Annotated in this window: 10 protein-coding genes; all 10 read left to right on the top strand. The window is 52.7% G+C overall.

Going from position 1 to position 12,105, the window contains the following annotated elements; genetic code table 11:
• The first annotated feature begins 34 nt into the window (after window positions 1-34).
• The 10 genes from nuoD to GPICK_RS15250 are packed head-to-tail and all read left to right on the top strand — an operon-like array spanning window position 35 to window position 12,076.
• Window positions 35-1,207, top strand: coding sequence for an NADH dehydrogenase (quinone) subunit D (nuoD, locus tag GPICK_RS15295; RefSeq protein WP_039744664.1), 1,173 nt, complete (start codon window positions 35-37; stop codon window positions 1,205-1,207).
• A gap of 29 nt (window positions 1,208-1,236) precedes the next feature.
• On the top strand, window positions 1,237-1,743 hold the full coding sequence (gene nuoE / locus GPICK_RS15290; RefSeq protein WP_039745859.1) for an NADH-quinone oxidoreductase subunit NuoE: 507 nt from the start codon (window positions 1,237-1,239) through the stop codon (window positions 1,741-1,743).
• Between the two features lie 36 nt (window positions 1,744-1,779).
• Window positions 1,780-3,561 carry an NADH-quinone oxidoreductase subunit NuoF gene (gene nuoF / locus GPICK_RS15285; protein ID WP_039744662.1) on the top strand — a complete coding sequence of 594 codons (1,782 nt, stop codon included), beginning with the start codon at window positions 1,780-1,782 and terminating at the stop codon, window positions 3,559-3,561.
• Window positions 3,562-3,600: 39 nt separating this feature from the next.
• Window positions 3,601-6,084, top strand: a complete 2,484-nt coding sequence (locus GPICK_RS15280; protein ID WP_039744661.1) for a molybdopterin-dependent oxidoreductase — start codon at window positions 3,601-3,603, stop codon at window positions 6,082-6,084.
• 47 nt (window positions 6,085-6,131) lie between these two features.
• Window positions 6,132-7,166 (top strand): NADH-quinone oxidoreductase subunit NuoH, encoded by a 1,035-nt coding sequence (nuoH, locus tag GPICK_RS15275; protein ID WP_039744658.1) that lies wholly within the window; start codon window positions 6,132-6,134, stop codon window positions 7,164-7,166.
• A gap of 25 nt (window positions 7,167-7,191) precedes the next feature.
• Window positions 7,192-7,590: an NADH-quinone oxidoreductase subunit NuoI gene (nuoI, locus tag GPICK_RS15270; RefSeq protein WP_039744655.1), complete on the top strand. Its 399-nt coding sequence runs from the start codon at window positions 7,192-7,194 to the stop codon at window positions 7,588-7,590.
• 10 nt (window positions 7,591-7,600) lie between these two features.
• The gene (locus GPICK_RS15265) at window positions 7,601-8,104 is read left to right on the top strand and encodes an NADH-quinone oxidoreductase subunit J (protein ID WP_039744654.1); all 504 of its coding nucleotides are present in this window, start codon (window positions 7,601-7,603) and stop codon (window positions 8,102-8,104) included.
• Window positions 8,105-8,122: 18 nt separating this feature from the next.
• Window positions 8,123-8,425, top strand: a complete 303-nt coding sequence (gene nuoK / locus GPICK_RS15260; protein ID WP_039744651.1) for an NADH-quinone oxidoreductase subunit NuoK — start codon at window positions 8,123-8,125, stop codon at window positions 8,423-8,425.
• Between the two features lie 45 nt (window positions 8,426-8,470).
• Complete coding sequence (gene nuoL, locus GPICK_RS15255) at window positions 8,471-10,480, top strand: NADH-quinone oxidoreductase subunit L (protein ID WP_039744650.1); 2,010 nt, start codon at window positions 8,471-8,473, stop codon at window positions 10,478-10,480.
• Window positions 10,481-10,513: 33 nt separating this feature from the next.
• A complete protein-coding gene (locus tag GPICK_RS15250) occupies window positions 10,514-12,076 on the top strand; it encodes an NADH-quinone oxidoreductase subunit M (RefSeq protein ID WP_039744647.1) in 1,563 nt (520 codons plus the stop codon).
• The last annotated feature ends 29 nt before the right edge of the window (window positions 12,077-12,105 follow it).

The raw sequence follows: 12,105 nt of genomic DNA, 5'->3' as shown, positions 1-12,105 counted from the left end.
GTAGACACTTTCATTGAACGAATAGAGGCGATCAATGGCAAACAAAGAAATCATGACAGTGAACATGGGGCCGCAACATCCGAGTACCCACGGCGTTCTCAGGCTCGTGATAGAGCTTGACGGCGAGGTTATCGAAAAGATTACCCCCCACATTGGGTACCTGCACCGCGGTGTGGAGAAGCTGTCGGAGCACCGGACATATCATCAGGCGATGACCCTGACGGACCGGCTCGACTACCTTGCACCCATGAGCAACAATCTCGGCTACGTGCTGGCCGTCGAGAAGCTGCTCGGTCTCGAGGTTCCCGAGCGTGCCCAGACGATCCGTGTGATCATGGCCGAGCTCACCCGTCTCAAGTCTCACCTCGTCTGGCTAGCCTGTCATGCCCTCGACATCGGAGCCATGACGGTCTTTCTGTACTGCTTCCGCGAGCGGGAGCAGATCATGAGCATGTATGAGAAGCTGTCCGGCGCACGGATGACCAGTAGTTATTTCCGTGTCGGTGGCTTGTCGCAGGATGTATATGATGGCTTCGAAGCGGATGTGCGCCGGGTAGTCGATGAATTCCCAGGGTACTTTGATGTCTACGAAGGCCTACTCACCAAAAACACCATCTGGCTACAGCGTACCATTGGCAACGGTGTCATCTCCGCGGAAGATGCCATCGACTATGGTATCACCGGACCGGCCCTCCGCGGTTCCGGAGTCGATTGGGACCTGCGCCGTGACAACCCTTACAGTGGCTATGAGAAGTATTCGTTCAAGGTCCCTGTTGGCGAGAAGTGCGACACCTTTGATCGCTACAAGGTTCGCCTTGTGGAAATGCGGGAAGCGATCAATATCATCCGCCAAGCGCTGGCTTCTCTGAAGCCTGGGCCGGTGCTCGCGGATTGTCCCAAGGTCTGCTATCCGCCGAAAGAAAACGTCTACAACACCATCGAAGGGCTCATCCATCACTTCAAAATCGCCAGTGAAGGGTTTTCGGCACCAGAAGGCGAGGTCTACCAATCAGTTGAGGCTCCCAAAGGGGAACTCGGCTATTACTTGGTGAGCGATGGAGGGACAAAGCCTTATCGCATGCGGATCAGACCTCCCTCATTTGTAAACCTTGGTGCTATCGAGAAGATGGCTAAGGGGTCCATGATAGCAGACCTCGTCGCCGTAATTGGTACCCTTGACATTGTTCTCGGCGAAATCGACCGGTAACCCATTCGCATTCAAAGGAGATGGAGTACATGAGTAACGCTCCAGCCGAAGAAATCCCGACTGAAGAAATCGATCTTGCAGCGGCAAATCATATTATCGACAAGTATCTGACGCTGCCAGGCAACCTCATGCCCGTTCTGCAGGGCATCCAGGATGAGTATGGGTATGTGCCCAAGCCTGCCATTGATCTGGTTGCTGAACGACTGAACGTCTATCCGAGTCAGATTTTTGGGGTGCTTACTTTCTACGCCCAATTCCATCTTAAACCCCGTGGTCGTTTCATAATCCGTGTCTGCGTCGGAACTGCCTGCCACGTTCAGGGGGCAGAGCGAATCGTGGAAACGTTCTTCGACAAGGTCGGGATTGGTCACGCGGAAACAACCCCTGATTTGCGTTACACCTTCGAGAAGGTGGCTTGCCTCGGTGCCTGCGGCATGGCGCCGCTTGCGATGGTTAACGATGATACGTTCGGTAAGATGACCGTTCAGAAGGTTGAGGAGATCATCGCCGAATACAACCAGCGGCCAATGAAGTAAACGGGATTCTAACTTTCCAGCAGAGGACACATCCATATGGGCGAACAAGCGGGAATTCAGATTCTGATCTGCCAGGGAACCGGCGGTATATCAGCCGGCGCGAAGAAGGTCGAGGCCGAATTCAAGAAAGTGCTTGAAGAAAAAGGGGTTTCGGCTGTCGTCGGCAAGCGGTGCGATGTCGTAAAGACAGGATGCCGTGGCCTCTGCGCCAACGATGTCTTGGTGGACATCGTCGATCCCGAACTCGGGCGAACGACCTATGACTTCGTAACTCCTGAAGAAGTCGCTCTGATTGTCGATGAGCATATCGTTAAGCGTACTCCTCTGGAGAAGCGCAAGGCGAAACCGTACTACAATACCTTTGTCGATTCGCAGATGCGGGTCGTCATGAGCGGCTGTGGGCAAATCGATCCGGAAAAGCTTGAAGCCTACCTCGCTGAGGACGGCTTTAAGGCCATTGAGAAGTGCGTGAAAACCATGAAGCCGGCCGACGTCATTGAGGAAGTAAAGAAGTCGGGACTGCGTGGAAGAGGAGGGGGAGGATTCCCCACGGGCATGAAATGGTCCTTCTGCGCCGGCTCACCTGGCACCCAAAAATATCTCATCTGTAACGCCGATGAGGGGGACCCCGGGGCGTTCATGGACCGCTCCATCCTTGAAGGCGATCCTTACTGCGTCGTTGAGGGAATGATGATCGCCGCGTATGCGATTGGATGCACCAAGGGATATGTTTATGTCCGAGCGGAGTATCCCCTTGCTATCGATCGTCTGCAAAAGGCCCTCGATGTCTGCCGAGAGACAGGTTATCTCGGCAAAAATATTCAGGGGTGGGGGTTCGATTTTGATCTGATCATCAAAAAGGGAGCAGGGGCCTTCGTCTGTGGTGAGGAAACGGCTCTCATGGCTTCCATTGAAGGTGAGCGCGGCATGCCACGCCCCCGTCCTCCTTTTCCTGCCGTCAAAGGCCTCTGGGCAAAGCCGACCAACATCAACAATGTTGAAACGTTTGCCAACGTTCGCCACATCATCAATAAAGGTGCCGAGTGGTATGCATCCCTTGGGACAGATACCACCAAAGGGACCAAGATTTTTGCTGTAACCGGCAAGGTGAAACATACCGGACTGGTGGAAGTTCCGGCAGGTATGACCGTCCGCGATGTCATCTATAGCGTCTGCGGAGGCATTGCTAATAACCGCAAGTTCAAGGCAGTTCAGGCTGGTGGCCCTTCTGGCGGCTGTATACCTGCAGAAGTCCTCGATACTCCCGTTGACTACGACTCGCTCATCAAGGCAGGGGCCATGATGGGATCCGGTGGCTTGGTCGTCATGGACGAGACTACCTGCATGGTTGATGTTGCGAGATTCTTCCTGACCTTTACCAGGATGGAATCGTGCGGAAAGTGTGTGCCGTGCCGAATCGGTCTCAAGGCGATGCTCGACATCCTTGAGCGGATCACCGGAGGGCGCGGACAGGCGTCGGATATCGAGACGCTGCTTGAAATTGGAGCGACTATCAAGAAGGCATCGCTGTGCGGCCTCGGACAGACGGCCCCCAACCCGATTCTTTCCACGATCAAATATTTCCGCCACGAGTACGAGGCCCACATCCAGGATAAGCGCTGCCCGTCCAACTGCTGCAAGGAACTGCTTCTCTGGCAGGTGGTGGAAGAGAAGTGCGTAAAGTGCGGTGCCTGTTTCAAAGCATGCCCTTCAGATGCGATTGTTTGGGAGAAGGGGCAGCTCGCCTACCTAGATAAGGAAAAGTGCACGAAGTGCAAGTCATGTTATGACGCTTGCCGCTTCATGGCGATAGAGTAGCCGCTCGCAGAGCTAACTTTCGAGGGAACAGAGGTCACGATGGTAAACCTTACGATCGACGGACAACAGGTAACGGTACCCAAAGACGCTACCATTTATGATGCCGCCAAAACGGCCGGCATCAGGATACCCATTCTCTGTCATGACAAGAAGCTCCATCCTTTTGGTGGCTGCCGCATGTGCCTCGTTGAAGTGGAGCAGATGAAGGGGCGGCAGATCCCTGCGTGCACGACGCCTGTAACAGAGGGGATGATCGTAAGCACCATGACGCCTGAGATCATCAAGGCACGCAAGATGGTGCTTGAGCTGCTTCTGCTGAAACACCCGATTGATTGTCCCGTCTGTGATGCCGCCGGAGACTGCGATCTTCAGAATCTGACCTATGAATATGAGGTAAACGTTAACCGGTTTGTCGACGAGAAGTTCCAGCATCAGATCGACTACGAAAACCCTCTCATTGAGCGGGACATGAACCGGTGCGTTCATTGCGGAAAATGTGCGCGGATCTGTGACGAAATTGTCTCTTTTGGTGCCTACTCCTTTATCAATCGTGGCATCGAAGCAAAAATCGGTACCCAGTTCGATGGCCCCCTCAATTGCGAATTCTGTGGTTCCTGTGTTTCGGTGTGCCCTGTCGGAGCACTGATTTCACGTCCGTTTAAGTTCAAGGCACGGTGGTGGTCTCTCAACAAGGTCAAGACCGTCTGTTCGTACTGCGGCACCGGTTGCAACCTCACCCTGGGAGTTAAGGATAATAAGGTTCTGACGACGATTTACGACGAAAACCAGGGTTTTCACAACGGTCAACTCTGCACCCGCGGTCGTTTTGGTTATCAATTCGTGAACAGCGCAAAGCGACTTACCACTCCGCTTGTCCGCAAGGGTGGCCAATTGGAGCCTGCGACGTGGGAAGAAGCACTGAGCCTCGTTAAGCAGCAGCTTTCCGACGCAAAGGCTGTGGGTGGTAGCTCGTGCGCAGGCCTTGTGACACCACGCCTCACCAACGAGGAACTCTACCTCTTCAAGAAACTCTTCAATGAGGCGATAGGCTCGGACAACATTGATCATTCTGCAGGATATGGGCATGCGGCCCTCACTGCGGGTGCTGCTGAGAGCATAGGCGTTCCCGCTTCTTCTGCCACCATTGCGGATATCCAGGCATCAGATCTCCTCCTTGTGATCAAGAGCGATGCGTATGAAACCCACCCCGTCCTCGGCTTTGAGATAAACCTTGGAGTTAAGCGGAAAGCGATTGACCTCCGGATCGTATCGGACAAGAGCGGGAAGCTCACCAAGCTTCCTAAAGCGACGACCTACCTGCACAAGCCCGGGGGTGAAGTGGCACTTCTCAATGCCCTTGCCAAGGTGATTCTGGACGAAGGTCTCACCGCTGATGCGGCGGCATCAATCACCGGTTTTGAACAGCTCAAGAAAGATCTTGAAAGCGCTGCTGCCGCTTCGACGGTGTGCGGAGTAAGTGCAGACGAGATAGCAACGCTGGCCCGGGATTATGCAAAAGCCGGTAAAGCTCTGATCGTCTTTCCGACAGGAATTGGCTACCCCAGCCATGGCAAAGCGCTTGCCCAGGCTGCCTTTAACCTTGCCCTCCTAACCGGCAAGGTCAGTTCGGAGGGAAATGGCGTCCTGATCCTCGGTGAGAAGAATAATAGTCAGGGGGCGGCCGATCTTAAGCTCCACCCGGTCGCGGGTGGTAAAGATGCGGCAGCCATCATTGACGGCTGTGCCTCTGGAGCGATAAAGACCCTGTATGTAGTGGGTGAGAATCCGGTGATATCGTATCCGAACCGGCAAAAAGTCGAGGCGGCACTGGGCAAAGTCGACTTCCTTGTGGTTCAGGATCTGTTCCTCACAGAGACCGCTGCTAGGGCGAATGTGGTGTTGCCTGCCTGCTCGTTTGCTGAGAAAGATGGCAGTTTCACCAGTGTAGGTAAGGCAGTTCAGCGTGTGCGCAAAGCTATCAAACCCGTCGGCCTCGCAAAGAGCGATTTCGAGATACTTTCTGAACTCTGTGCGACCGTTGGAGGAGGTGAGCGGTATCGCGACGTTGCTGCTGTGTTCGATGAAATCGCGAAGAATGTGCCTGCATATGCTGGGCTTACGCTGGAAGGACTTGGGGAGAACGGAAAAGTTTACCATGTAACAGTTAAACCGAAGTTCGTTTCAGTGAGCGCCGAAGTCCCCGTTGCCGAACCTGGCACGATGATTCTCGTGACCGGTAGCGCACTTTACCACTGTGGAACCATGTCGCTCTTCGGTGAGGGACCGATGTACGTCTGCCCTGAGGGATACGTCGAGCTGGGCAGATCTGATGCTGCTCGACTCGGTGTGGCTGATGGGACGGACCTCATGATTAAATCGAAGATCGGTGAGGTGAAGCTCAAGGCGAAAGTGGGTAATCGCCTGCCGGAAGGGGTTGTGTTCGCCCCTTACCACTTTGCGGAACAATCGATCAACACCATTACTGATGGCTCTACGGCAACCTTGGTCAGCATCAGCAAGTAGCAACAATCATCTGAGAATATAAATCTTACAGAGGGGAAGAGGAGCATATGGGATACGAAATATTAGGATTGCCGATGGCTTACTACATTGCCATGGTCGCCAAAGTGCTCGTCGTCTTTGTGTTCGTTCTGCTTACGGTCGCCTATGCAACGTATGCAGAGCGCAAGATCATTGGTCACATGCAGGTTCGCCTCGGGCCCATGAGAACCGGCTGGCATGGCCTTCTCCAGCCGATCGCTGACGGGTTAAAACTTTTCTTCAAAGAAGAGATCATCCCGTCACAGTCAAACAAATTTGCCTTCCTGATTGCACCGCTAATTGCCCTCGTCCCCGCCTTTATCTCCTTCGCGGTTATACCTTTCGGTGACACGGTTGAGATTGCGGGATACAAGATTCCTCTCCAGATCGCGGCGTATTATGACACTGCTGCAGGAAAGGTCATCGACATTAATGTGGGAGTGCTTTACATCCTCGCTCTCGCGTCGGTGGGGGTGTACGGCATTGTTCTCGCCGGATGGGCATCGAACAGCAAATACTCCCTTCTCGGAGGGCTTCGCTCTTCTGCCCAGATGATATCATATGAACTGGCTGCAGGGCTCTCCATCATCGCCGTCTTTATGCTCTCAGAGTCTCTCTCTCTGCAGAAAATTGTCGCCGACCAGGCGGGGTTCGGCTGGTATGCCTTCAAGCAACCCCTCGCGTTCATTCTCTTCTTCATCTGCTCGCTGGCGGAGATCAACCGGACGCCGTTCGACCTTCCTGAGGCTGAAAGCGAACTGGTGTCCGGTTTTTGTACCGAATATTCCAGTATGAAGTATGCCATGTTCTTCATGGCGGAATACGCGAACATGATCACGGTGTGTGCCGTCACCACAACGCTTTTCCTCGGCGGCTGGCATGGCCCCTTTCCTCCCGTAATCAACTTTATTGCGAAAGTTTACTTCCTGATATTCACCTGTATGTGGATTCGGGCTACGTACCCCCGGTACCGCTACGACCAGCTTATGCGTCTCGGTTGGAAGGTGTTCTTGCCCCTGTCGCTTCTGAACATCGTTGCCACTGGCGTGGTAGTCGCGCTCTAGTCAACTTCATGACGAGGATATTGAAATGATTGTGCCGCTGCTTAAAGGACTCAAGATCACTCTGTCTCATCTGTTCCAGAAACCAATCACGCTTCAGTACCCAGATGAGAAGCCGCAGGTTTCCCCGAATTTCAGGGGGCTGCATGCGCTCAAGGTGTCCCATGACCGGGCCAAGTGTGTTGCGTGTTATCTTTGTCCGACGGTCTGCCCGGCCAAGTGCATCACGGTTGAAGCGGGAGAAGACCAGAATCACGACAAATATGCAGAGCGTTACGAAATTGACATGCTGCGCTGCATTTTCTGCGGATACTGTGTCGAGGCGTGCCCCGTGGATGCGCTCAAGATGACGGGTGAATTTGAGCTGGCAAACTACAAGCGCGAAGATTTCGTCTTTATCAAAGAGAGACTTTTAGAAAAGCGATAAAGGAGCAGCAATGGAAACGTTCTTCTTTACGATTGTGGCAGCGGTGGCTGTCCTGGCCAGTCTTTTGGTCATTACCTGTAAAAACCCGATCAACAGCGCACTCTCCCTCATTCTGACGTTTTTCTGTCTCGCTACGCTGTACGTGATGCTCGACGCTCCGTTCATGGCGGCAGTGCAGGTTATCGTCTATGCCGGAGCGATCATGGTCTTGATCGTCTTTGTCATAATGCTTCTCAATCTGAGGTCTGAAGCCGGAAAGCGGAGTTCCCACACCGTCTTGTTCGGGAGCCTGATCGGTCTCTTCACGATGTTCCAGCTGTTCTACCTACTGGGGCGCAGTGCTCTTACGGGGGCCAAGGGAAGCCTTGACAGCGATCTGATCCATAAAGTTGGGCACACGGAGATAATTGGCAAGGCGCTTTACACGGATTTTCTTCTTCCCTTTGAGGTGACCTCTATATTGCTCCTCGTGGCAATCATCGGTGCGGTCATTCTCACGAAACGTAAAATTTAACCGATAGGGGTAAAGCACATGGTACCTTTGAACAGTTACTTGATTCTCAGCGCGATACTCTTTTCCATCGGGACGATCGGTGTCCTCACACGGCGAAACGCCATAGTCATCTTCATGTGTGTGGAGATGATGCTCAATGCCGTAAATCTGACGTTCATCGCTCTTTCTCGGCATCTCGGCAGTATTGACGGTCAAATATTCGTCTTTTTTGTCATGACGGTAGCTGCGGCGGAAGCGGCAGTGGGCCTTGCTCTCATGATTGCGTTCTACAAGAATCGCGAATCGATCGATGTCGAGGATATCAAGCTGATGAAGCTGTAGCAGAGAGAACGAAATCCTGAATTTCTCGCTATAAAGGAGTCTTGAATGTTCGAGTACGTATGGCTGATACCTCTGTTTCCGCTGCTTGGCGTTGTCATCAACGGCCTCTTCGGGAAAAAAATCAAGAACGAAACGGTGATTGGTGGCCTTGGGGCCCTGATGGTCTTTAGTTCGTTTCTCGTCTCTTGCGGAATCTTTATAGAGCTCCTCTCAAGGGGGGCTGAAGAGCGTGCATTTGAGAAGGTACTGTTTACCTGGATCAAGTCAGGCACGTTCAAGGCCGATATCGGTTTTCTCATTGATCCACTGTCGGCGCTCATGATTATGGTTGTGACTGGGGTTGGTTTTCTGATCCATGTTTATTCCATCGGATACATGCATGGAGAGGAAGGTTTTTACCGGTATTTCACCTACTTGAATCTTTTCACTTTCTCAATGTTACTGCTGGTGCTGGGCAACAACCTCCTCCTTATGTTTGTCGGATGGGAAGGGGTTGGTCTTTGCTCTTATCTGTTGATCGGGTACTACTTCCACAAAAAATCCGCGGGAGACGCCGGTAAGAAGGCATTCGTCATGAACCGCGTCGGCGATTTCGGATTCCTCCTTGGTCTGTTTACCATGTACTGGTATTTCGGCCATACCCATAACGTCTGGACGATTAACTTCCGTGAACTGGCCGCAAATGCCCACCTTCTTCCCGTGGGAGGGGTTGTCACCGTTATAACGCTCTGCTTCTTCCTTGGAGCAACCGGTAAGTCGGCCCAGATACCGCTTTATACCTGGCTTCCGGATGCGATGGAAGGTCCGACACCGGTTTCCGCACTCATCCACGCCGCTACCATGGTCACCGCCGGTGTCTACATGATCGGCAGGATGAATTTCGTCTACATCCGCTCCCACGAAACAATGATGATCGTTGCTATCGTCGGTGCCGCTACGGCAATATTCGCTGCAAGCATTGGCACGGCGCAAAACGACATCAAGCGGGTTCTTGCCTATTCGACAGTTTCACAGCTTGGCTTTATGTTCCTTGCCATGGGCGTAGGGGCGTTTACGGCTGGTATCTTCCATCTGATGACCCATGCCTTCTTCAAGGCGTGTCTCTTCCTTGGGTCCGGTTCCGTCATTCATGCAATGCACCATGCGTTGCACCATATCCATTCCCATGATGATCCGCAAGACATGAGAAACATGGGGGGACTCAAGTCGGCTATGCCGATCACGTTCCTCACGTTCCTCGTTTCCACTATTGCAATCGCCGGAATTCCGGGATTCTCCGGCTTCTTCTCCAAGGATGAGATTCTGTGGCAGGCTTTCGCCAATCCTCTGCACGGAGATCTGAACCTTATCCTCTGGGCAACGGGAGCGATTGCGGCAGGTTTTACAGCGTTCTACATGTTCCGGCTCGTCTTTATGACATTCTTCGGTGAGTGCAGGATCAAAGAAAAGGCTAAGAGCCACCTGCATGAGTCGCCATTTGTTATTACGCTCCCCTTGATTGTATTGGGAGTGCTTGCAATCGTTGGTGGCTATGTTGGCATTCCCAAGGTCATCGGAGAGGTCTTCGGCGGAGTTCCCAACCTTTTTGAACACTATCTGGAGCCGGTCTTCAAGGGATCCCACGAGTTCATGGCACAACAACTCCATCATGCCGAAGGGCATCACAGCGCGGCTCTGGAGTGGGGACTCATGGCAACGTCAGTTGTTATTGCCTTGGTTGGTATATCCATTGCCTTTTTCCTCTACATTGTTTCCCCCAGTATTCCCGCAAAGTTTACGGCTGCATTCCCGCGGCTTCATCGAGCCGTGTACAACAAATGGTACATCGACGAGCTTTATGATTTTCTCTTCGTGAACCCCTGTAAGGCTCTTGGGAATTTCCTCTGGAAGGGATTTGATGTTCTCGTGGTCGACGGCATCGTTAATGGTGTGGCTGCTGTCGTTAAAGGAATCGGTAGTGTGTTGAGAAACATTCAGACTGGCTATGTGCATAATTACGCCATCAGCATGGCCCTTGGCGTGGTTGTGATCGTAGCGTTCTACCTCTTTCGCTAATTGAGAATTAACTAGGACCAAAGGAGCAGATTCATGAGTCAGTTTCCCTTAATCAGCGTGATGACCTTTCTTCCACTTCTGGGGGTCGTACTGCTCTTCTTCGTCCCCAAGCAGAGCCATTCGGTCCACCGAATGCTTGCTATGCTTGTCACGCTGGCTACCTTTGTAATTTCATTGCCGGTGGCGACAGGTTTCCAGAGCAATGCAGAGTTCCAGTTCGTGGAAAGGGTCCCCTGGATTGCCGCCGGGCCGTTCCAGATGAATTATCACGTGGGGATTGATGGCATCAGCATCTGGCTTGTTATGTTGACGACCTTCATCATGCCGATTGCGATCCTCTCGACATGGACTGCAGTTGAGGAAAAGGTAAAAGAGTACATGATCTGTCTCCTGCTGCTTGAGGTTGGCATGTTGGGAGCGTTTGTGTCGCTTGACCTCTTTCTTTTCTACATCTTCTGGGAAGTGATGCTCATTCCGATGTACTTCATCATCGGAATCTGGGGTGGCAAAAACAAGATTTACGCTGCAGTTAAGTTCTTTATCTATACGATGGTCGGTTCGCTTCTCATGCTGGTCGCTCTGGTCACCCTCTATTTCAAGGCGGGCGGTGGCGATTTTAATCTGCTTAGGTTTTATGAGGTCGGGCTCGACCCAGCGACTCAAACTTGGATGTTCTTGGCTTTTGCCCTTGCGTTCGCCATTAAGGTGCCGATGTTTCCGCTGCATACTTGGTTGCCGGATGCCCACACCGAGGCTCCGACGGCCGGTTCCGTCATACTCGCTGCAGTGCTGCTGAAGATGGGGACCTACGGTTTTGTTCGGTTTGCCATGCCGCTGTTCCCCGATGCAACCGCCAAGTTTACTCCTCTGTTCGCGGTACTGTCGGTAATTGGAATCATCTACGCGGCCCTTGTGGCCATGGTGCAGGAAGATGTTAAGAAGCTGGTCGCGTATTCGTCGGTTGCCCACCTTGGCTACGTCATGCTCGGGGTGTTTGCCCTTAACCTACAGGGGCTTTCTGGCGGAATGCTGCAGATGCTTAATCATGGTGTTTCCACTGGGGCACTCTTCCTTATCGTTGGTTTCATTTATGAGCGTCGTCACACCCGTCTGATTACCGATTTTGGCGGTCTTGCGAAGCAGATGCCGGTATTCGCGACGATTTTTATGATCGTCACCCTCTCGTCCATCGGGTTGCCGGGGACCAACGGGTTCGTCGGCGAGTTCCTCGTTCTGCTTGGTTCATTTGAAAGCGAACTCCGGTGGTATGCTGTTATCGGTACGAGCGGCGTGATTTTGGCGGCTGTCTATATGCTCTGGATGTTCCAGCGGGTTATGTTCGGAGAGCTCAATAACCCGAAAAACCAGACTCTCTCGGACCTGAACGCCCGCGAAATTGGACTGATGCTCCCGCTCCTGTTCCTGATTTTCTACATGGGGGTATACCCGACACCGTTCATAGAAAAGATGAGTCCGTCGCTTGAAAAATTGATCGTCCATGTGAAATCTAGGCAGACAGCCAAGGCACAAATTCCGCAGATGCCGGTCCCGCAGGCGATGCCTGCGGTAATCATGCCGCCTGCAGAGTCCAAGTAACCGTCTCAGAAAAGCCACCGGAGGAAACT

This window comes from Geobacter pickeringii, assembly GCF_000817955.1.
Lineage (GTDB): Bacteria > Desulfobacterota > Desulfuromonadia > Geobacterales > Geobacteraceae > Geobacter > Geobacter pickeringii.
The sequence above is the reverse complement of the archived record's forward strand: the minus strand, read 5'-3'. Positions and strand labels throughout refer to the sequence as shown.

Excerpts from the sequence above, each read along its gene's own strand:
- nuoE (WP_039745859.1), top strand. The coding sequence starts at position 1,237 with ATGAGTAACGCTCCAGCCGAAGAAATCCCGACTGAAGAAATCGATCTT.
- nuoK (WP_039744651.1), top strand. The coding sequence starts at position 8,123 with ATGGTACCTTTGAACAGTTACTTGATTCTCAGCGCGATACTCTTTTCC.
- GPICK_RS15265 (WP_039744654.1), top strand. The coding sequence starts at position 7,601 with ATGGAAACGTTCTTCTTTACGATTGTGGCAGCGGTGGCTGTCCTGGCC.
- nuoL (WP_039744650.1), top strand. The coding sequence starts at position 8,471 with ATGTTCGAGTACGTATGGCTGATACCTCTGTTTCCGCTGCTTGGCGTT.
- nuoH (WP_039744658.1), top strand. The coding sequence starts at position 6,132 with ATGGGATACGAAATATTAGGATTGCCGATGGCTTACTACATTGCCATG.
- GPICK_RS15280 (WP_039744661.1), top strand. The coding sequence starts at position 3,601 with ATGGTAAACCTTACGATCGACGGACAACAGGTAACGGTACCCAAAGAC.
- nuoI (WP_039744655.1), top strand. The coding sequence starts at position 7,192 with ATGATTGTGCCGCTGCTTAAAGGACTCAAGATCACTCTGTCTCATCTG.
- nuoF (WP_039744662.1), top strand. The coding sequence starts at position 1,780 with ATGGGCGAACAAGCGGGAATTCAGATTCTGATCTGCCAGGGAACCGGC.
- GPICK_RS15250 (WP_039744647.1), top strand. The coding sequence starts at position 10,514 with ATGAGTCAGTTTCCCTTAATCAGCGTGATGACCTTTCTTCCACTTCTG.
- nuoD (WP_039744664.1), top strand. The coding sequence starts at position 35 with ATGGCAAACAAAGAAATCATGACAGTGAACATGGGGCCGCAACATCCG.